At 72.8% G+C, this 19,722-nt stretch carries 20 protein-coding genes; 7 read left to right on the forward strand and 13 right to left on the reverse strand.

All coding sequences use genetic code 11. From position 1 onward, the window contains the following. Window positions 1-91 precede the first annotated feature (91 nt). Window positions 92-793: a response regulator transcription factor gene (locus tag ASC64_RS22450; RefSeq protein ID WP_200937429.1), complete on the reverse strand. Its 702-nt coding sequence runs from the start codon at window positions 791-793 to the stop codon at window positions 92-94. Between the two features lie 84 nt (window positions 794-877). Beyond that, on the reverse strand, window positions 878-1,294 hold the full coding sequence (locus tag ASC64_RS01325) for a DUF2895 family protein (RefSeq protein WP_056905716.1): 417 nt from the start codon (window positions 1,292-1,294) through the stop codon (window positions 878-880). Between the two features lie 167 nt (window positions 1,295-1,461). Between ASC64_RS01325 and hutH the strand changes: the two genes are divergently transcribed. Together hutH and hutU are read left to right on the forward strand one after the other, a co-directional pair. After that, window positions 1,462-3,015, forward strand: a complete 1,554-nt coding sequence (gene hutH, locus ASC64_RS01330) for a histidine ammonia-lyase (RefSeq protein WP_056905717.1) — start codon at window positions 1,462-1,464, stop codon at window positions 3,013-3,015. Continuing rightward, window positions 3,012-4,778, forward strand: coding sequence for a urocanate hydratase (gene hutU / locus ASC64_RS01335; protein ID WP_056905718.1), 1,767 nt, complete (start codon window positions 3,012-3,014; stop codon window positions 4,776-4,778). Before hutH ends, hutU begins: the two co-directional genes overlap by 4 nt. Window positions 4,779-4,785: 7 nt before the next feature. Here hutU and ASC64_RS01340 read toward each other — a convergent pair whose 3' ends face one another. Together ASC64_RS01340 and ASC64_RS01345 are read right to left on the reverse strand one after the other, a co-directional pair. Continuing rightward, complete coding sequence (locus ASC64_RS01340; protein WP_156384947.1) at window positions 4,786-7,452, reverse strand: fibronectin type III domain-containing protein; 2,667 nt, start codon at window positions 7,450-7,452, stop codon at window positions 4,786-4,788. A gap of 110 nt (window positions 7,453-7,562) precedes the next feature. Beyond that, window positions 7,563-8,621, reverse strand: a complete 1,059-nt coding sequence (locus ASC64_RS01345) for a GGDEF domain-containing protein (protein WP_056905720.1) — start codon at window positions 8,619-8,621, stop codon at window positions 7,563-7,565. Window positions 8,622-8,751: 130 nt separating this feature from the next. On the opposite strand from ASC64_RS01345, the gene ASC64_RS01350 reads away from it, so the two are divergent. Beyond that, window positions 8,752-9,783, forward strand: coding sequence for a M48 family metallopeptidase (locus tag ASC64_RS01350; protein WP_056905721.1), 1,032 nt, complete (start codon window positions 8,752-8,754; stop codon window positions 9,781-9,783). A 3-nt stretch (window positions 9,784-9,786) separates the two neighbouring features. On the opposite strand, the gene ASC64_RS01355 is transcribed toward ASC64_RS01350, so the two are convergent. The 9 genes from ASC64_RS01355 to ASC64_RS01390 form a co-directional block, all read right to left on the reverse strand. Beyond that, window positions 9,787-10,809: a glycosyltransferase gene (locus ASC64_RS01355; RefSeq protein WP_056905722.1), complete on the reverse strand. Its 1,023-nt coding sequence runs from the start codon at window positions 10,807-10,809 to the stop codon at window positions 9,787-9,789. Beyond that, window positions 10,806-11,153: a WxcM-like domain-containing protein gene (locus ASC64_RS01360; protein WP_056905723.1), complete on the reverse strand. Its 348-nt coding sequence runs from the start codon at window positions 11,151-11,153 to the stop codon at window positions 10,806-10,808. The genes ASC64_RS01355 and ASC64_RS01360 overlap by 4 nt, the downstream gene beginning before the upstream one ends. Further along, a complete protein-coding gene (locus ASC64_RS01365; protein WP_056905724.1) occupies window positions 11,146-12,186 on the reverse strand; it encodes a DegT/DnrJ/EryC1/StrS family aminotransferase in 1,041 nt (346 codons plus the stop codon). Before ASC64_RS01365 ends, ASC64_RS01360 begins: the two co-directional genes overlap by 8 nt. 50 nt (window positions 12,187-12,236) lie before the next feature. Next, complete coding sequence (locus ASC64_RS01370) at window positions 12,237-13,091, reverse strand: 3-keto-5-aminohexanoate cleavage protein (RefSeq protein WP_156384949.1); 855 nt, start codon at window positions 13,089-13,091, stop codon at window positions 12,237-12,239. After that, window positions 13,076-13,717 carry a hypothetical protein gene (locus ASC64_RS01375; protein ID WP_056905725.1) on the reverse strand — a complete coding sequence of 214 codons (642 nt, stop codon included), beginning with the start codon at window positions 13,715-13,717 and terminating at the stop codon, window positions 13,076-13,078. Before ASC64_RS01375 ends, ASC64_RS01370 begins: the two co-directional genes overlap by 16 nt. A gap of 98 nt (window positions 13,718-13,815) precedes the next feature. Continuing rightward, entirely contained in the window at window positions 13,816-13,959 is a 144-nt protein-coding gene (locus tag ASC64_RS22455; protein ID WP_186339411.1) for a hypothetical protein, read from the reverse strand. Between the two features lie 101 nt (window positions 13,960-14,060). Continuing rightward, window positions 14,061-14,942 (reverse strand): HpcH/HpaI aldolase/citrate lyase family protein, encoded by an 882-nt coding sequence (locus ASC64_RS01380; RefSeq protein ID WP_056905726.1) that lies wholly within the window; start codon window positions 14,940-14,942, stop codon window positions 14,061-14,063. Next, window positions 14,939-16,021, reverse strand: a complete 1,083-nt coding sequence (locus ASC64_RS01385) for an HpcH/HpaI aldolase/citrate lyase family protein (protein WP_056905727.1) — start codon at window positions 16,019-16,021, stop codon at window positions 14,939-14,941. The genes ASC64_RS01380 and ASC64_RS01385 overlap by 4 nt, the downstream gene beginning before the upstream one ends. Window positions 16,022-16,091: 70 nt before the next feature. Beyond that, on the reverse strand, window positions 16,092-16,664 hold the full coding sequence (locus ASC64_RS01390; protein ID WP_056905728.1) for a J-domain-containing protein: 573 nt from the start codon (window positions 16,662-16,664) through the stop codon (window positions 16,092-16,094). 159 nt (window positions 16,665-16,823) lie between these two features. Between ASC64_RS01390 and ASC64_RS01395 the strand changes: the two genes are divergently transcribed. The 4 genes from ASC64_RS01395 (at window position 16,824) to ASC64_RS01410 (ending at window position 19,708) form a co-directional block, all read left to right on the forward strand. After that, on the forward strand, window positions 16,824-18,059 hold the full coding sequence (locus tag ASC64_RS01395; protein WP_056905729.1) for a 4-alpha-glucanotransferase: 1,236 nt from the start codon (window positions 16,824-16,826) through the stop codon (window positions 18,057-18,059). Between the two features lie 82 nt (window positions 18,060-18,141). After that, window positions 18,142-18,393, forward strand: coding sequence for a PspC domain-containing protein (locus tag ASC64_RS01400; RefSeq protein WP_056905730.1), 252 nt, complete (start codon window positions 18,142-18,144; stop codon window positions 18,391-18,393). Window positions 18,394-18,413: 20 nt separating this feature from the next. Then, window positions 18,414-19,094, forward strand: a complete 681-nt coding sequence (locus ASC64_RS01405; RefSeq protein WP_056905731.1) for a maleylpyruvate isomerase family mycothiol-dependent enzyme — start codon at window positions 18,414-18,416, stop codon at window positions 19,092-19,094. Window positions 19,095-19,180: 86 nt separating this feature from the next. Continuing rightward, window positions 19,181-19,708 (forward strand): maleylpyruvate isomerase family mycothiol-dependent enzyme, encoded by a 528-nt coding sequence (locus tag ASC64_RS01410; protein WP_056905732.1) that lies wholly within the window; start codon window positions 19,181-19,183, stop codon window positions 19,706-19,708. Window positions 19,709-19,722: the final 14 nt, after the last annotated feature.

Below are 19,722 nucleotides of genomic sequence, written 5' to 3' on the forward strand. Positions count from 1 at the left end.
GAGGGGATGTCCCTGCTCGTGAGTCTCAGGCGGTCGCTGCGCTGCGGCCATACGCGTTCGCGCGTACCTTCCGGCCCGGTGCCGCACCCGTCTAGCCCAGGCGGGCGAGCCGCTCGCGGAGGTCCATGTCCGGGAGGTCGCGACCCTGGAGCCGGGCCACGGCCGCGACGCGGCCGGTGACGCCGAGCTTCCGGTAGGCGTTCTCGAGGTGCTTGCGGACCGTGGCCGGCGCGATGAAGAGGTCCTCGGCGATCTGCGCGTTGGACGCCCCGGACGCCACGTGGCTGAGGACGCGGCGCTCCTGGACGGTGAGGCACGCGGGGAGGCCGGGCGTCGGGCGCTCGCGCACCAGCCGGGCCAGGAGCGGGGTGAGCATGCGTGCCATGGCGAGGTCGTGCTCGTCGAAGAACCTGCGCTCCCGCCCGAAGCCCACCTGCACGATGGCGTCGGGACCGTTGCGGAAGCCGAGCGCGAGGCCGTCGGTGAGGCCGTCGATGGCGTGGCACGCCTCGGCGGCGCGCGGGTTGCGGCTCCAGTGCATGACGCCGAGGTAGAAGGGTGCTCCGTGGGGCTCGGCAGGGTCGTCGTCCGCGTCGGACAGGCCCAGGCTGACGACCTCGGTGACGCGCAGCCCGCCGTCCTGGAACACCGCGACCACGTCGTCGGCCGGGATCAGCAGGCTCAGCCACTCGAGGACCCGTCGCGAGGGCAGCGGCGAGCCGGGGCAAGGGCGGGCGTCCAGCAGGTGGCGCAGCGCCCGTTGCTCGATCTCAGTGAGCACTAGGTCCGGCACGGGTCTTCCTCGTCCCCGAGGCTAGACCCGGGTCAGCGGCCCGTCATCACCCACCGTTGCCCCGTCGCGGGCAGGACAGTGGCGTCAGGCGCGGTGCGTCCCGTCGGTGGTGCCGTCCGTCCGACGGGCGTCGTCCGCGTCGAGGACCGTGTCGGGCGTGTAGTCCTCGGACCTGGTGTCGACCCGCGGGTCCACCTCGTCGGCGGTGCGGAGCCGGTCCTCGTGGACCGCCTGCTGCTGGGTCGCGGCGACCTGCGCCTCCTGCGCCTTCTGCTGGGCGCGCTCGGCATCGAGGCGGGCGCGCTCGGCCTCCACCTCGGCCTCCCTGGCGCGTACCTGGCTCTCCGGGATCTCGGTGGCGTGCTGCTGCGCCTCCTGGCGCAGGTTCTCGGCGTGCTCGACGTGCTTCTTCTTGCGCTGCTGCGCCGCCATCCAGGCGACGAGTGCTGCCACGACGAGCACGACGACGACGATGATGATGATCCATGCGGTGGTGCTCATGACGACCTGCTCCCCGCGGCCCGGGTGGGCCGCTTCCAGATCGACCGTGCCACAACCGGGACGGAATGGTTTCCCCCTCCGGGGTGAGTGGCGCTGTCTCGTATCCCAGACCCCGGTGCCGCTCCGCCCTCTGGTGGGACGCGCCCGGCCACGGCTTCAATGGAGGCATGCAGAGCATCCAGGTCGGGGTCGGCCCCGTCTCCTTCGAGGACCTCATCGACGTCGCCCGGCACGGCGCGGGCGTCGAGCTCACCGACGACGCGCTGGCTGCGATCGACCGCGCCCGCGGTGTGATCGAGACGCTGGCCGCGGCCGAGACGCCGTCGTACGGCGTGAGCACCGGGTTCGGCGCCCTCGCCACCCGGCACATCCCCACCGAGATGCGCGCGCAGCTGCAGCGCTCGCTGGTGCGCTCGCACGCGGCCGGGTCCGGCCCGGAGGTCGAGCGGGAGGTGGTGCGGGCGTTGATGCTGCTGCGCCTCTCGACGCTCGCGACCGGACGCACCGGCGTACGCCGTGAGACCGCGCAGCTGCTCGCCGGGCTGTTGTCCCACGGCATCACGCCGGTCGTGCGTGAGTACGGCTCCCTCGGGTGCTCCGGCGACCTCGCGCCGCTGTCGCACTGCGCGCTCGCGCTGATGGGTGAAGGTGAGGTGCGCGACGCGTCCGGCACCCTGATGCCCGCGGCCGAGGCGCTGGCCGCCGCCGGCCTCGAGCCGGTCGAGCTGGTCGCCAAGGAGGGCCTCGCGCTCATCAACGGCACCGACGGCATGCTCGGCATGCTGGTCATGGCGATCACCGACCTGCGGATGCTGCTGGGCACCGCAGACGTCGCAGCCGCGATGAGCGTCGAGGGCCAGCTCGGCACCGACCGGGTCTTCGCCCCCGAGCTCCAAGCGATCCGGCCGCACCCCGGGCAGGCCCTGTCGGCGGCGAACCTCACCGCCCTGATGGCCGACTCCGCGATCGTCGCCTCGCACCGCACGGGGCCCGGCAACACGGTCGAGTGCAACAAGGTCCAGGACGCCTACTCGCTGCGCTGCTCGCCACAGGTGCACGGCGCGGCCCGCGACACCGTCGAGCACGCCGCGACCGTCGCCGCCCGCGAGCTCGCCAGCGCGATCGACAACCCGGTCGTGCTGGGTGAGGCGGTCGAGTCCAACGGGAACTTCCACGGCGCCCCGCTCGCCTACGTGCTCGACTTCCTCGCGATCGTCGCGGCCGACGTCGCCTCGATCAGCGAGCGACGCACCGACCGCTTCCTCGACAAGGCGCGCAGCCACGGGCTGCCGCCGTTCCTCGCCGACGACCCCGGCGTCGACAGCGGCCACATGATCGCCCAGTACACCCAGGCCGCGATCGTCTCCGAGCTCAAGCGCCTCGCGGTGCCGGCGTCGGTGGACTCGATCCCCTCCAGTGCGATGCAGGAGGACCACGTCTCGATGGGGTGGAACGCCGCGCGCAAGCTGCGCCGCTCCGTCGACGGGCTCTCGCGGGTGGTCGCCGTCGAGGTGCTCACCGCTGCCCGGGCCCTCGACCTGCGGGCGCCGCTCACCCCGTCGCCGGCCACCGCCGCCGTCGTGGACCTGCTCCGCGGCAACGGCATCGCCGGCCCCGGCCCCGACCGACACCTCTCGCCCGAGATCGAGGCCGCCGTCGACCTCGTCCAGTCCGGCGCCGTGCTCGCGGCCGCCGCATCCGTGATCGGAGACCTGAAGTGAACGACCAGAACCCGCGGCTGCCCATCCACGCCGCGCGCGGCACCGAGCTGACCGCGAAGTCGTGGCAGACCGAGGCGCCCCTGCGGATGCTGATGAACAACCTCGACCCGGACAACGCCGAGCGCCCCGAGGACCTGGTGGTCTACGGCGGGACCGGCAAGGCCGCGCGCAGCTGGGAGGCGTACGACGCCATCGTGCGCACCCTGCGCGACCTCGAGGACGACGAGACGCTGCTCGTGCAGTCGGGCAAGCCGGTCGGCGTGATGCGCACCCACCAGTGGGCGCCGCGCGTGCTGATCGCCAACTCCAACCTGGTCGGCGACTGGGCCAACTGGGAGGAGTTCCGCAGGCTCGAGGACCTCGGGCTGACGATGTACGGCCAGATGACCGCCGGCTCGTGGATCTACATCGGCACCCAGGGCATCCTCCAGGGCACCTTCGAGACCTTCGCCGCGATCGCCGACAAGCTCTCTGCCCGCAGGGCCGACCCGGTTCCTGAGGAGTCGCGAGGGACGAGCGACGTCTCGAAGGGTGGCGGAACCCTCGCGGGCACGATCACCGTCACCGCCGGTCTCGGCGGCATGGGCGGTGCGCAGCCCCTGGCCGTGACGATGAACGACGGCGTCGCGATCTGCATCGAGTGCGACCAGCACCGCATCGACCGTCGCCTCGAGACCCGCTACCTCGACGTCCAGGCGCGCGACCTCGACCACGCGATCGAGCTGGCGCTGGAGGCACGCGACGAGCGCCGCGGGCTGTCCATCGGCCTGCTGGGCAACGCCGCCGAGGTGCTGCCCGAGCTGCTCGAGCGTCACCTCGACCGGGTCGGGAAGGGGGACGGCCCGCTGGTCGACATCGTCACCGACCAGACCTCGGCGCACGACCCGCTGTTCTACCTGCCGGCGGGGACGGCGTACGACGACTGGGAGCGCGAGCGCACCGAGGACCCGCGCGGCTTCACCAAGCGTGCGCAGGAGTCCATGGCCACCCACGTCCGCGCGATGGTGGAGTTCCAGGACGCCGGCGCCGAGGTCTTCGACTACGGCAACTCGATCCGCGACGAGGCCCGCAAGGGCGGCTACGACCGGGCCTTCGAGTTCCCCGGCTTCGTGCCGGCCTACATCCGCCCGCTCTTCTGCGAGGGCAAGGGCCCGTTCCGGTGGGCCGCGCTGTCCGGCGACCCCGCCGACATCGCCGCGACGGACCGTGCGATCAAGGAGCTGTTCCCGGCCGAGGAGAAGCCCGAGTACGCCCGTCTCCACACGTGGCTCGACATGGCCGCCGAGCGGGTCCAGTTCCAGGGCCTGCCCGCCCGCATCTGCTGGCTGGGCTACGGCGACCGCGCGAAGGCGGGAGCGAAGTTCAACGAGATGGTCGCCAGTGGCGAGCTGTCGGCGCCGATCGTGATCGGTCGCGACCACCTCGACTGCGGCTCGGTGGCCTCGCCCTACCGCGAGACCGAAGCCATGCTCGACGGGTCCGATGCGATCGCCGACTGGGCCATCCTCAACGCACTCGTCAACACCGCGTCGGGCGCCACGTGGGTGTCCTTCCACCACGGCGGCGGCGTCGGCATCGGCCGGTCGCTGCACGCCGGCCAGGTCACCGTCGCCGACGGGACCGAGCTGGCCGCGGAGAAGATCGAGCGGGTGCTGACCAACGACCCGGGCATGGGCGTCATCCGCCACGTCGACGCGGGCTACGACCGCGCCGTCGAGGTCGCCGAGGAGCGCGGCGTGAGGATCCCGGTCCGCGAGGGCTGAGCTCCGCTCAGCGGACGCGGACCTTGACCCAGCGGCTGGACGGCGACCACCCGGTGGCATTGAGCGCGGCGACCCGGATCTTGTACTTCCCGGGCCGCAGCTTCAGCACCACCTTGCGGGCCGATCCCTTGGCCGACCGGTCGGTCCCCTTGGAGAGGTCGACCAGGTAGGTCCTGACGGCACTGGTAGGACTGCTGGCGCTCGCCCAGCGCACCGTGACCTTGCGTCCCTTCACCTTCACCTTCGGCGGAGCCATGCGGAGCGGTGCCGCCGCGGTCGGCGTGGCGGGCGTCGGCACCGACGTGGGTGTCGGCGTGGGTGTCGGGGTGGGCGTGGGTGTGGGCGGCGGGTTGCCGGTGTCGCCGACCCCCACGGGCGTGACGGCCAGGGCCTGGGACTCCGCGGACGTGCCCACACCGTTGGTGGCGGTCACGCTGATCGAGTAGGTGACGCCGTTCGTGAGGCCGGTGAGGATCGTGCCGAGCGTGGTGGCGGGCACCTGGTACGTGCGGTCGTCCTCCCAGCTGGACCGAGCAATCACGGTGTAGCCGGTGATCGCCGAGCCGTTGGCGGCGGGTGCCGTCCACGCCAGCGTCACCGACCGGTCGCCCGACATCACTGTGCTGAACGTCGGCGGAGCGGGCACGGCCTCAGGGACGTCGACGACGACCGTGGTGCTTGCCCGCGGGGACTCGCCCACCGAACTCACCGCCGCTACGGCGACGGTGTAGCTGCCGTCGGCGAAGCCGGAGTCGTGGGTGATGTAAGCGTCCCGGCTCTCCGGGTCGAGCTCGCCGAGCCGCTCACCGTCGAGGTAGACGGCGTAGCCCGAGATGGGCTGGGTGCCGGAGCTCGCGGGCGCCGCCCAGGACACGGAGATCGCGTCGCTGTCCGCGTCGTAGGACCCGGTCAGGTCGCGCGGTGCGCCCGGCGCGGCCGGCGGCGGCGCAAGCGTCGTGCCCGTCACCGTGGCGGCCGGACCGGCACCAGTCGCGTTCACGGCGCGCACCGAGAGGGTGTACGGCGTCGCGGCCACGAGACCGGCGAAGACGTGGCTGCGGGCGGTGGCGGACAGCGCCCAGGTCTGTGTGGTGCCCGAGCGGCTCACGACGTAGCCGGTGACCGGACCGCTGCCGACGTCAGCGGGCGTGCTCCAGGACAGGGCGAGGCTGTCCAGCGTGGCGGACGCAGTGGCGGCCGACTGCGGGGCGCTGGGCACGCCGTCGACCGGGGTGCCCTGGCAGCCGGGGGCGCTGACCGAGTAGGCGCCGAGGCTGCCGTAGTCGTCGTACCCGCCCGCGGACCAGCTGCCCTCGCCGACCCCCTCGACGGAGACGATCCAGCCGGTGCCGCTGGTCGGGACGGTCAGGGTCGCACCGACGCCCGTCGCGGTGATGCCGTCGCCGTAGCCGGACACCGGTGCGGCAGTCGCCATGACCGTGCCGCTGCTGTTCCGCAGCGTCGCCTTGACGTCGAGGTTCGGCGCGAGGCCGGCCGTGGAGACCGTGACGGCACTGCCGGCCGTGCAGGTCCCCAGGGCGTAGCTGTCGACGTCGAAGGCGGCGGTGATGTACGCCGTCCCGGTGAGCAGCTCGACGGCTGTGTCCACCGTGTCGGGTGCCTCGTCCGTCCGACGGCCGAGAAATCCGGTCAGCACCGCGACGTCGTCCTGCGCGGAGTTGTTGGCATCGGGGTAGGACCCGTGGCTCCACTGGGCGATCGGCTTGTAGTAGCCCACGCCCATGATGGGTGCCCAGCTCCCGTGCCCCGCGTAGTAGCCGAGTGTCGTGGTGCCGTCGTGTCGCAGCCCGAGGTTGTGGCCGGCCTCGTGGGAGGCGGCCTCGGCCACGCTCTTGGCGCCGCCGAGTGCCTGGGGGAACACCCAGGCCGGCTGGTAGTAGGTGCCGACCTCGTCGAACGAGCCGACGTAGGCGACGCCGCCGCAGCCGCCGCCGCAGATCGTGGTGAGTGCGTCGTCGCTGGGCGAGACCAGCACCCTCGTGCCGTACGTCGTGTCGAGGGGGTCGGTCCGCACCAGGCCGTCGTCCCCCGGGTCCTCGGTGGTCACGTCGACACCGAAGGGTGCGTAGTCCTCCGCCACGATCGCCCAGACCTCCTGGACCATCAGCAGCTCGTTGTTGCTGAAGCCGGCGCCGTCGCCGGCCGGATCCCAGGCAGGGTGCTGGCCGGACGTGACGCCGCCGTCGTTCCACGCCGTGCCCGACACGTCGGCTCCGTCGACGTCGAGGAAGATCGTCAGGTCCGCCCCGGGGTTGCTGTGCAGGGTGAACGTCTCGGAGAGCGGAGCCACCGCGGGCGCCGTCGGCGCGTCCGGCCCGCTCGTCTCGAGGGCGGGCTCGACGAAGTAGGCCCGGCCGTCGACATCCACCCACGCGGTGGCGTCGTTGCGCAGAAGGGAGCGCAGCTCGCCGGCACGCAGGTCGTTGCGGGCCGCGGCCACCGGCAGGCGGTCGCCGAGCCGGCGGATCGCCCGTTCGCCGCGGGCCGGCCCGTCGAGCAGGCGGGGCGACGCGACCAGGTGGGTGTCCTTCGCCCGCGCGTCGGCCGGGTCTGCCTGCGCGACGGTGCCGACGGCCGGCGTCGAGGCGAGGAGGGCGAGGACCACGGTCCCGGCGAGGCGGCGAGGAAGGCGTCGGAGCTGGGTCACAGGCACCGCGTGACCGTAGTCAGCGCGCGACGTCCGCCGCAGGCGATTGCCGAAGTTCGCGGGTCACCGCATGCGGCGTGGTGCGCCGTGGTCGGCCCGGGCCCCGCGGTGCTCCGTCACCCTCGCGCAGGCGTCCCGTCGACGATCTCGGGGACGCCGCCGACCCGGCCCCGGCCGTTGCGCTTGGCGTCGTAGAGCGAGAGGTCCGCCGTCGTGTAGAGGCCGTGCAGGTTGTCGGCGTGCACCGGGGCGTGCGCCACTCCCACGCTGATGGACAGGGTCAGCTGCTCGCCGTGGGGCAGGGTCATCGGGGACGTCCGGACGGCCTCGACGAGCTCCTGCGCGCGCCGGAGCGCCACGTCGTAGGGACAGCCGGGCAGCAGCATCGCCAGCTCGTCCCCGCCGAGCCGGCTGAGGACCGTGTCGGGGCGGCTGTGGGCCCGCAGGACCTCGGCGAGGTGGGTGAGAGCGGCGTCGCCCGCGGGATGCCCCCACGTGTCGTTGATGCTCTTGAACCGGTCGACGTCGAGCAGGACCAGGGAGGTGCCACCGTCCCCGTCGTTGCTGGTCAGCACGCTGCGGGCGGCGTCGTCGAGGACCCGACGGGTGACCAGGCCGGTCAACGGGTCGATGGCCGCCTGCTCGCGCAGCTTGTCCGTGAGCCGAGCCGTGCGCTCGCTCGCGCGCACCAGGAGCCACGTGGTGATCGCCAACAGCACGCCGACGTTGGCCAGGTCGGTGAGGGCACGCTCCAGCGGGCTCAGCGCGAGGACGATCGCAGCGTCGGCGGCGACCGCGCTGCCGGTCACCAGCCAGGCCGCCGGTGCTCGGAGCTGCGAGGCGGCGAAGAGGACCGGGGCACAGAGGACGACCTGCCCCGCGGCCGAGGCGTCGTGCGTGGCGAGGTCAGCGAGGACGATGGCGGCGATGCCGAGAAGCGGCACGGGCAGCCACAGCCACACCCGGAACTGCTCCTTCACCACGACGAGCAGCAGGCCGGCCAGCATCACCGCCAACGACGTGGCGATCACGGGAGCCTTCATCCCCGGAGCGAGGTCCTGCGGCGTGAACGCGGTGACGACGGCGCTGAGCCCACCCGCGACGACGCACAGCGTCACGGCGAAGGTGGTGGCGGTCTTCGAGTCCCGCGGCTCGAGGACGGCACGATCGATCATCCCCCCAAGGTAAATGGGGGCGGTCCGCGCTCGGGCCCTTTCTGCGTGATTGCCGGACGTCCGGGGAGGCGGGGTGGTGTCGGCGGCCGAAGGGCTGCGACCGACACGGCGCTTCTGCGAGGATCTCGCCATGACCGACACGGGGGACAAGAAGCCGGCGCGCGTACGCGTCACACTGACCGACATCAGCTCGCGGGCGTGGGAGCACCCGGCGGACAAGGGCGCCCTGGTGGCCCTGCGCCGCCTCAAGGGCTTCGACGTCCTGCTCAAGACGATGTCCGGGGTCTTCCGCGAGCGGGCCTGGCGGCTGACGCTGCTCGGCTCCGCGGTGCGGGTCGACGAGCGGCAGTTCGCCCGGCTGCACCGGATCCTCGGCGAGGTGGGGCAGGCGCTCGACGCCACCGACCTCCCGGAGATGTACGTCCAGTCCGACCCCACGCTGAGCGCCATCACCGTCGGCATGGACAAGCCGATCATCGTGCTGTCGTCCGGACTCGTGCACCACCTCGACGACGACGAGCTCCGCTTCGTCATCGGCCACGAGCTCGGGCACGCGATCAGCGGCCACGCGGTCTACCGCACGCTGCTGGTGCGTCTCCTCGGACTGGGTGGCCTGCTGAGCGCCATCCCCGGCGGTGCCCTGGGCATCCGGATGGTCACGGTCGGCCTCCTCGAGTGGTCCCGCAAGTCCGAGCTGTCCGCCGACCGCGCCGGCGTCCTGGCGTGTCAGGACCCGACCGCTGCCCTGCGGTCCCACATGAAGCTGGCCAGTGGCGGGACCCTCGACGAGCTCGACACCACCTCGTTCCTGGCCCAGGGCGCCGAGTACGACGAGGGTGGCGACGTGCGGGAGTCCCTCATCAAGCTCTCGCTGCTCCAGCAGCAGTCGCACCCGTTCGCCGTCGTCCGCGCCACCGAGCTGCGCCGCTGGATCGACTCGGGCGCCTACACCGCGATCCTGGGCGGTGCCTACCCGCGCCGGCAGGACGACGACGGCGCGTCGGTGTCCGCCGCCGCACAGGAGGCGGCGGCCAGCTATGGCGAGTCCTTCGAGCGGACCCAGGACACGCTCGGCAAGGTGGTGCACGACCTCGCCGGGTGGATGGGCACGGCCAGCACCTGGCTCAACGACCGCTTCCGTCGCGGCAGCGAGAGCGCCTGAGCGCTAGCGACTCCTCGCCCGGAGCCGGGCGATGACCTCGGTCTTGTGCGCGAGCCTGGCCTGCAGCCGCTCGATCGTCGCCAGCGCGGCCTCGAGCTGGCGGCGCTGCACCTCGTGCTGCCCCTTGAGCCACTCGAGGTGCCCGAGGCCCTCCTCCAGCTTGGCGCTCAGCCAGTCCTTCTCCTTCGCCTGTCGCTCGTGCTCGCCGCGGAGCCAGGCGAGGTCGCGCTGGAGCAGGGCGATGGTGGCGCGCTCCTCGACCAGCTGCTCGCGGCGGCCCGCCTCGCAACGGCGATCTATCTCGTCCTGTGCGCCCGGACCGACGACGAGTGCGTGCCAGGGACGCAGCTCCTCGACCCGCGCCTCGTCGGTCCACGTGTCGCGCCCGTCGCTGCTCGTGGGGAACTGGAGAGCGGTCATCCGCGACGAGGTGGCCCCCGCGTACGACGGGTGCCGCATGAGCTTGCGGAACTGCCAGTGGTCGGGCCACCAACCGCTCGGCGTCGTGTCCCAGCGGTCGTCGACGGCGTCGTACAGCTGTCGTGTGTGTGCCGTGCCGGTGATGCTGACCGAGCAGAAGCGGACATCGTCGCGCAGGTGCATCGCCACCACGTCGCGGTCGGCGAGGTCGGAGGCGTAGAAGCGGACACGTCCGTCCGGTCGCACCTCTCCGTTGAGGCTCTGCGCGAACGAGTGGTCCTCGAGCAGGTCGAGCAGGTCGGCCACGTGGTCGGGGAGCAGCAGGTCGTCGTCGCAGAGGTAGAAGATGGCATCGCTGCGTGCGGCCCGGACCGCGTCGTGGCGGTAGCGCTCGCCGTGGTGGGGACCCTTGGGGAAGTCGAGGAACCGCACACGCTCGTCGCCAGCCACCAGGTCTGCCACCACGGCGCGTACGGCGTCGGTGACCCCGTCGCCGATGAGCAGCACCTCGAGGTCGTCAACGGTCTGCCGCAGCACTGTGTCGACCGTCAGCGGCAGCGTGGTCGGCTTGTCGTGGATCGGGACGAGGACCGAGGCGCGCGTCATGACGGGCTCCGGTAGGGCTCGTCGCAGAGCACGGCCACGACCGAGTGGGCGCCGTCGAGCTGGTAGTCGACGTGGTCGCCGGACGCGATGGTGACGGAGTCGCCGGGCTTCTCGAGCACGCGGACGGCGTCCGGCGTTCCGGCGCGCCCGAGCGTGACCGTGGCGCTGCCGCAGACCAGGACGATCAGCTCGGTGCAGGTCGCGCGGTGCCCTCCTCGCGGCGCGCCACCCGCCCTGCCGACCACCGTGAACACCCGCCGGATCGGGAACTCGAGCTCGTCGCCCTCGACGACGAGCAGCTCGCCTCGGTCGTCGCGGTGGACCGGGAAGGTGCGCTCAGCCACGAGGCGTCCACTCGTGCAGAGCGGCCGCCACGCGATCGGCCTCCTCGTCGGTGAGCTCCGGGAAGCAGGGGAGGCTGAGGACCCGGCCTGCCAGTGAGGCGGCCACGGGGGCGGGGCCTCCCTCCGCCCTGAGGCCGGGCATGTCACCGACCACGTGGGGGTAGTGCACGGCAGTGTCGACGCCGTGCGCGGCGAGGTGGTCGGCGAGCCCGCCGCGGTCGTCGGTGATCGCCACCGCATGGTGAGCGACCGTCGTCTCGGGGTCACCCCAGAGCACGGCGGAGCCGACGAGGGCAGAACGCCAGCGGGCCGCCAGCTGGCGGCGGCGCTGGTTGCGGGCGTCGAGGTGGGGGAGGCGTGCCGAGAGCACCGCCGCCTGGAGAGGGTCGAGGCGGGTGTTGCGTCCGTTCGCGAGGTCCGGCCGGAAGCGCTCGTCAACCCACCCGTACTGCCGCAGCGCCCTGGCCCTTGCGGCGATCACGGGGTCGGCGAAGCCGACCAGTCCTCCGTCGCCGACCGCGCCGAGGTTCTTGGTCGGGTAGAAGCTGAAGGTGGCAGCATCGCCCGTGGTGCCGACGTGACGGCCGGCGACGCGCAGACCGTGCGCCTGCGCGCAGTCCTCGACGAGCGCCAGGCCGAGGCGGCGGCGCCAGGCGTCCAGCTCCTCCAGTGGTACGGCGTCGCCGTGCAGGTGCGTGACGACGACGGCCTCGACGCCCGGGCGGTGGGCGGCGGCCGCGGTGTCGGCGTCGACGAAGGTCGACGAGGACGCCAGGTCCATCACTACCGGGACGAGCCCCGCGAGGCGGGCGGCCGTGGCGGCGTACCCGCCCTCATCGGCAGCCACCAGCACGCCGGCGCCGGGCGACAGGTCGAGCGCGGTCATCGCGACGACCAGGGCGTCGGTGCCGTTGCCAACTCCCACCGTGTGGCCCAGCCCGGTGTAGTCGGCGAACGCGGCCTCGAAGGACTCGACCTCCGGCCCGAGGACCCACGGTCCGTCGGTGATCACCCGCGACACCGCGTCGCGCACTGCAGCAGCCTCGTCGCCGGCCAACCGGGTCGGTGCCGCGGACGGGACCCTCACGGCTGTGCCAGCCGGTGGCGGAGCTCCTCGGGCGTCATCATCGTGCGCCCGTGCAGCTGGAGCAGATCGTGGACGCGCTCGACCAGCATGGGGTTGGTGGCGAGCGTGGTGCGGTGGCGGTCGAACCAGATGCCGTCCTCCACCCCGACGCGGACCCCGCCCCCGGCGGCGATCGAGTGGGTCTGCACAGGGAGCCCAAAGTCTCCGAGCCCGGCGCCCGACCAGATCGTGCCCTCCGGGAGCCGGTCGACGGCAAGGCCGATCTCACCCAAGGTCGGCTGCATCCCGGCGACGTTGCCGAAGAACAGGTTCGCGACCACGGGCCCGGGCAGCAGACCCTTGCGCCGGAGGACGTGGACGTAGTTGACCATCCCGAAGTCGAACAGCTCGAGCTCCGGCACGATCCCGCGGTCGAGCATGATCCGCGCGAGCGCGTGGATCGTGTCCGGACTGTTGACCGAGGCCTGGGTCAGGAAGTTGAGCGAGGAGAGCGTCAGCGAGGCCAGGTCGGGCTTGAGGTCGTCGTCGAGGGCGAGGCAGTCGGCGCGGCGCTCGACCTCCGACCAGGTGCGTCCGCTCGTGCTGACGTTGATGACCACGTCGGGGGAGCTCTCGCGGACTGCGCCGACGATGCGGGCGTAGGCCTCACGCTCCCACGTGGGGGCGCCGTCCTCGCCACGCGCGTGGATGTGAACCGACGTGATGCCGATCGCCGCAGCTGCCGCCACGTCGGCGGCGATCTCGTCCGGGGTGAGCGGCACGTGCGGCGTCATGGCGCGGGTGGGCACCATGCCAGTCGGTGCCAGCACGATCGGTGCCGGCTGGTCGAGGTCGTTCAGCAGTGGGGGCACGTCAGCTCCTCGACGTCCTGGGCGCGAAGCACCCGCGCCGGGTTGCCGACCACCACGTCGCCGGGTGCGACGTCGCGGGTCACCACTGCTCCGGCGCCGACGACGGCCCCGTGCCCGATCGTGACCTCCGGGAGGACAGTGGCGCCGGCACCGACGAACGCACTGGTCTGGACGACCACCCCGCCGGCCAGCACGACTCCCGGCCCGGTCGAGGCGCCGAAGCCCAGGTGCGCGTCGTGCCCGATCGAGCTGGACCGGTTGACGTTGGCGTGGCAGCCGATGCTCGCGTGCGCTCCCAGCACCGCGCCCGCATTGACGTACGCACCATGGGCGATCGTCGCCGTCGACGGGACGACCGCGGTCGGGTCCACGAGGGACTCGGCGTCCGACCACCCGGCGTCGGCCGCGGCGTGTGCGGCCCGGCCGCGGTGGGCGGCAGAGGAGAGGCCCAGCGTGAACGGCGTACGCGGGACGGCGTCGGTCAGCTCGACCAGGCCCGGCAGGCGAGGATCGGCGCCGCCGTGGTTGTCGACGCACACGACGTCCCGGACCATCCGTCGGGCGGACTCGACGACGTCGAACGCGTAGGGGGAGGCCACCCCGAAGAGGGTGAGGGGGCGCGACATGGTCAGAGGCTAGTGGCGTCCGCGGCCGCCGTGCGGAAAATGTGCGCGGGCCCCGGACACCGTGAGGTGTCCAGGGCCCGACGCGTAGGTGGAGAGCGCTACCAGACTCGGCGGCTGCTGCCGCCGATCGGGACGAAGTTCAGCACCAGACCCACCACGATCAGGATGATCCCGAGAGTGGTCAGGATGCTCTGGGGCAGAAGCAGCCCGAGGATGAGCAGGATCAGTCCGAGGACAATCATTCTTTCTCCTCCTAAGTTGTCGCCCACTTTGGGCGGCGCGCACACTATGCCGGTTCCGGTCCGGGAGGGAAACCCTCCCTGCGGGTGACCGCCGACAGCGGTCAGGCCTCGGCGAGCGCCTCGATGGCGTCGTGGATCGACAGGGTGCGGCGGGCGGACTCGACGTGGAGGTTCTCCACCATCCTGCCGTTGTACGTCACCACACCGGCGCCGTGCCCGTCCTCCCAGGCGGCGATGAGCCCGCGGGCGTCCTCGACGGCCCGCTCGCTCGGTGCGAAGGCCGCGTTGGCGCCCTCGACCTGACCGGGGTGGATCAGCGTCTTGCCGTCGAAGCCCATCTGGCGGCCCTGCTCGCACTCGGCGAGGAAGCCCTCGGCGTCCTTGACGTCGTTGAAGACCCCGTCGAGGACCGCGATGCCGGCGGCGCGGCCGGCGAGGAGGGCGGTGTGCAGGCTCGGCAGGATCGGCGCGCGGCCCGGGACGTGCTCGGCGTACAGCTCCTTGACGAGGTCGTTGGTGCCGAGCACGAACGCGCCCAGTCGCCCGGAGGCGCGGGCGATGGCGAGCGCGTCGAGGATCGCGACGGGTGTCTCGACCATCGCCCACAGCAGGGTGTGGTCGGGTGCGCCGGCCTTCTCCATCGCGGCGACGAGCTGCGCGACCTCGTCGGCACTGTTGACCTTCGGCACCACGATCGCCGCCGGGCCGGCCTGGCTGGCCGCCACGATGTCCGCGTCGTGCCACTCGGTGCCGATGCCGTTGACACGGATGGTGACCGTGCGCCGGCCGTAGTCGCCGCTGGCGGCGGCTGCCGCGGCCGCCTCGCGGGCAGCAGGCTTGGCGTCGGGGGCGACCGCGTCCTCGAGGTCGAGGATCAGCGCGTCGCAGGCGATCGACTTCGCCTTCTCCAGCGCCCGCTCGTTGGAGCTGGGCATGTAGAGGACGGAGCGGAGCGGGGTGAAGGTCGCGTCCGGGCTGCTCATGCCGGCACCTCGATGGCGTCGTAGGCCTGCTTCAGGTCGGGGTCGATCGCGGCGAGCTCGTCGGCCAGCGCGACCATCACCTGGCACTGCTTCACCGAGGCGTCGTCCTCCATCTTGCCGTCGAGCATCACCGCGCCGGTGCCGTCGCCCATCGCGGCGATGACCCGCCGTGCGTGGGCGACGTCCTCGACGCTGGGGGAGAAGACCTTGTTGGCGATCTTGATCTGCGCCGGGTGCAGGCTCCACGCGCCGACGCAGCCGAGCAGGAAGGCGTTGCGGAACTGGTCCTCGCACGCGACCGTGTCGGCGATGTCGCCGAACGGCCCGTAGTAGGGGTAGATGCCGTGCATCGCGCACGCGTCGACCATCCGGGCGATCGTGTAGTGCCACAGGTCCTGCTGGTACGTCGTCCGCTCGGCGTCGTACTGGGGCACGCCGAGGTCGTCCTTCACCGGGTCCTTGCGCACGAGGTAGCCCGGGTGGCCGCCGCCGACACGGGTGGTCTTCATCCGGCGGTCGGCGGCGAGGTCGGCCGGGCCGAGCGAGAGGCCCTGCATGCGCGGGCTGGCCGCGCAGATCTCCTCGATGTTGGCCACGCCGCGCGCGGTCTCGAGGATCGCGTGGACCAGGATCGGGCGGTCGATGCCGGCCTTGGCCTCGAGCTGCGCGAGCAGCCGGTCGACGTAGTGGATGTCCTCGGCGCCCTGCACCTTCGGCACCATGATCACGTCGAGCTTGTCGCCGATCTCCGGCACCAGCGTGGTCAGGTCGTCGAGCACCCACGGGCTGTCGAGCGAGTTGATCCGGGTCCAGAACTGGGTCGGCCCGAAGTCGGTCGCCTTCCCGATCTCGACGAGGCCTTGGCGGGACTTCTCCTTGTTCTCCGCCTTGACCGCGTCCTCGAGGTTGCCGAGGAGCACGTCGACGGTGCCGACCATGCCGGGCACCTTCGCGGCCATCTTCTCGTTGCCCGGGTCGAAGAAGTGGATCGCGCGGCTCGGCCGGGCCGGGATGTCGCGCAGCGGCGCTGGGGCCCCGACGGCGAGCGGGGCGAAGAAGTCCTTGGCGGAACGTGTCATGGGCCGCAAACTACCGCCGCTCCGGCGGCCGTCGATATGACGGATGTCTCGCTCTCGTCCGAGGTCCTGGTCAGCGACCCCGCAGGCGTGACCACCAGGACTGCTTCCGCGGGGCCGGCTCCGCGGCGGCGCGGGCCGCGCGCTGCGCTGCGATGAGTGCCGTACGCCGCTCGCGCCAGGCGGCGACCTCGGCGTCGACGTCACGCGTCGGGGTCACCACGGGTGGTCCGCCCTGCAGCTGGCGGCGGGTCTCGACCACCCGGCGGTTGAAGTCCGCGAGCTCACGCCGGACCTCGCTCTCGGCCGGGATCGCGTCGAGCCGCGCGTCGAGCTCGGCGTCCTCCTTGCGCAGCGCGATCGCCGGCGGCAGGAGCGCGATGTTCTCGCGCTCGACGAGCTTCTTCAGCCACCAGTCGGGGTCGTGCTCGGCCCCCAGGTCCTCGATCGGCTTGCCCTGGCCCGGCAGGTCGTCGAACTCCCCGCGCTCCATCGCCCGGCGCACCTGCTGGTCGACCCAGCTGGCCTGGTGGGCGATCCGTGCCGCCGCCGCGGACCGGCCGGTGCGATCGTCGCGCTCGGCCCCACGTCGTACGGACCCGGTGTCCGGGTTCTCGAACCCGTCCTCCCGGTCGCGCTCCGACATGCCTCCACTGTACGAGCCCGGCCCCGGACACGTGTCCGCGAAGTCGCCCCCCTCGGGCCGTTCGCCGGGCGACATCCCGGACACGTGTCCTGCTCCGGGGGAGCTTCCCGCCCCTGCGGACCTGCCGGACCCCCTCCCGGCGCGTGACAGGCTGGGACCATGGCCGCTGCAGGGATCCCCGACCGGGCTGCCGGCGTGCAGCTCCACGTCACCTCGCTGCCCGGCGGCCGGCTGGGTGAGCCGGCGCGCGACTTCGTCAGGTGGCTCGCCGCCGCCGGGCAGACGGTGTGGCAGGTCCTGCCGGTGGCGGTCCCCGACGCGCACGGGTCGCCGTACGCCTCGCCCTCTGCCTTCGCCGCGTGGCCGGGACTGCTCGAGGATCCCGGCGCACCGGTGGGCGACGACGAGGTGGCGGCGTTCGCCGAGCGGCATGCCTACTGGGCCGGGTCGTGGGCCGACCACGGTGGCGACCTCGCCGACCAGGTGCGCTTCGAACGGGAGTGGGCCGACCTGCGCGCCTTCGCCGCCGACCACGGCGTGCAGGTGCTCGGTGACATCCCGATCTACGTCGCGGCCGGCAGCGCCGACGAGGCCACCTGGCCCGCCCTCTTCCGCACCGACGCGGTCGCCGGGGTGCCGCCCGACGCCTTCACCGAGACGGGGCAGCTCTGGGGCAACCCCCTCTACGACTGGGACGCGATGGCGGCCGACGGCTACCGGTGGTGGGTCGAGCGGCTGCGCCGGAGCGTGGGCCTCTACGACCTGGTCCGCATCGACCACTTCCGGGCGTTCGCCGCCTTCTGGGCCGTCCCGGCCGGCGATGCGACGGCCGAGCACGGTCGCTGGGAGCCGGGACCGGGGCGCGCGGTCTTCGACGCGGCGACCGCTGAGCTCGGAGCGCTGCCGGTGCTGGCGGAGGACCTCGGCGTCATCGACGCCCCGGTCGAGGACCTGCGCGACGTCTTGGGCTTCCCCGGCATGGCCGTCCTGCAGTTCGCGTTCGACCCCGACGGCGAGGACCGGCGACACGAGCCGGAGAACCTGCGCCGCGACCAGGTCGTCTACACCGGGACCCACGACAACGACACCGTGGTCGGGTGGTGGGACACCTTGCCGGAACGCCGCCGCCGCGAGGTGCGCCGTGCCTGCCGCGCCGCCGGCACCAGCGACACCGACAGCGATCCCGCCTGGGCGCTGATCGGGCTCGCGCACGCGACACCGTGTCGGCTGGCGGTCGTGCAGGCCCAGGACGTGCTGTCGCTGGGTTCGGAGGCCCGGATGAACACCCCGGGCACCGCGGCCACCTGGTCGTGGCGGCTGGAGGCCGGGATGCTGACCGACGACCTCGCGGCACGGCTGCGCGACGTCACCGCCGAGCACGGCCGACTGGCCTGACCGGCCGGCCGGGGGCGGGTTCAGGGTCGTACCGGGGACGATCCGGATGGTCCACAGCGCCGTTCAGGAGCACCATGGAGGCATGGAAAAGATCCGCACGTCCTTCGCCCGCCAGGGCCTCGTCCGCTCCACGGACCGAGCCATCATCGCCGGCGTCTGCGCCGGCGTCGGACGACGCCTCGGCCTCACCCCGTGGATGACGCGGCTGCTGTTCGTCGTGACGATGATCGTCATCCCGGGCAGCCAGATCCTGGTCTACCCGCTGCTGTGGTTCCTGATGCCGTCGGAGGACAGCGTCGAGGCCGCGGCCGCACGCACGCCGCGGGCGGGCTGACGCCTCACTACCGTCGGGGCATGGCCCACGACTGGTTGCCCCTGCTGCGCCTCCACACCGACCGCTTCGCGCAGGTCATCGGGGGAGCGGACCTCGACGCCACGGTGACGCAGTGTCCCGGATGGTCGGTCCGCGACCTCGCCGTCCACCTCGGCGGCATCCACCAGTGGGCCGGGCACGCGGTGACCCACCGCAGCCCGTCCTTCGTCCCGACCACGCCGGCGAGTGACGCCGGCCGTGACGAGGTGGCCCAGTGGTACCGCCGCTCTGCCGCCGACCTGCTCGACGTGCTGCACGCGACACCGGAGGAGGCGCCCGCGTGGACCCTCGACCCCGACGACACCACCGCCGGCTTCTGGCGACGACGCCAGGTCCACGAGACCGCCCTGCACGTCTGGGACCTCGAGGGGACGCTCGGCACCCCGACGCCGTACGACGCCGGGCTCGCCTGGGACGGCGTGCTGGAGGTCGCCCGCGTGATGTATCCGCGGCAGGTGCGCCTGGGTCGGGTCGAGCCGTTGTTGGCGGCCCTGCGCCTGCTCGCCACCGACGTGGAGGGCGAGGTCACCCTCGGGGCCGGTGAACCCGTCGTGGTCAGCGAGACGGCCGAGGTGCTGTTGAGGCTGCTCTGGCACCGGGCCGACGCCTCGGCGCTCGACCCGCGCGCGACCGCGCTCGTCGCGAGGGCTCTGACGCCGTGACCCCCGCCGGCCAGGACGTCGCTCGTCGCCGGGTGTCCGACCCGGCTGACAGGCTGACGACATGACGGAAGTCTGGGAGGTGGTCGGTGCACGACGTCGCGGCCCACCTGGTCGACAACGCGCGCACGACCCGCATCGGCATCGTCGTCGCGATGGTGCGGGCACGGTTCGACTTCGACCGGCAGAACGACGAGGGAGTCGCCCGCCACAAGGGCGGCACGCCGGTCGAGACCCTGCAGCGGCTGCGCGAGGTCGTGGGCCGTACGACGACCCCACCCGCGCCCCTCGACAGCCGGCTGGTCGAGGAGGTCGTGCACGGCGAGGACATCAGGCGGCCGCTCGGCCTGACCCGCGCCTACCCGCAGGAGGCGGTCCTCCGCGCGCTCACCCACCAGCTCAGGACCTCCGTCGGGCTCGGCGGTGGCAAGCAGCGTGCCGCCGGGCTCCGGCTCGTCGCGTCCGACGCGCACCTGGTCCACGGCGACGGGGCCGAGGTGCGCGGCCCACTGGTCTCGCTCCTGCTCGCGGTCTCCGGCCGCCACCAGGCCCTCGCCGACCTGGACGGTCCCGGGGCCACCCGGCTCGCGCAGGTCCTGAGGTCTCCCGCTGGTTGAGGTGCGAGCGCCAG

This window comes from Nocardioides sp. Root122 (assembly GCF_001425025.1).
Taxonomy (GTDB): domain Bacteria; phylum Actinomycetota; class Actinomycetes; order Propionibacteriales; family Nocardioidaceae; genus Nocardioides.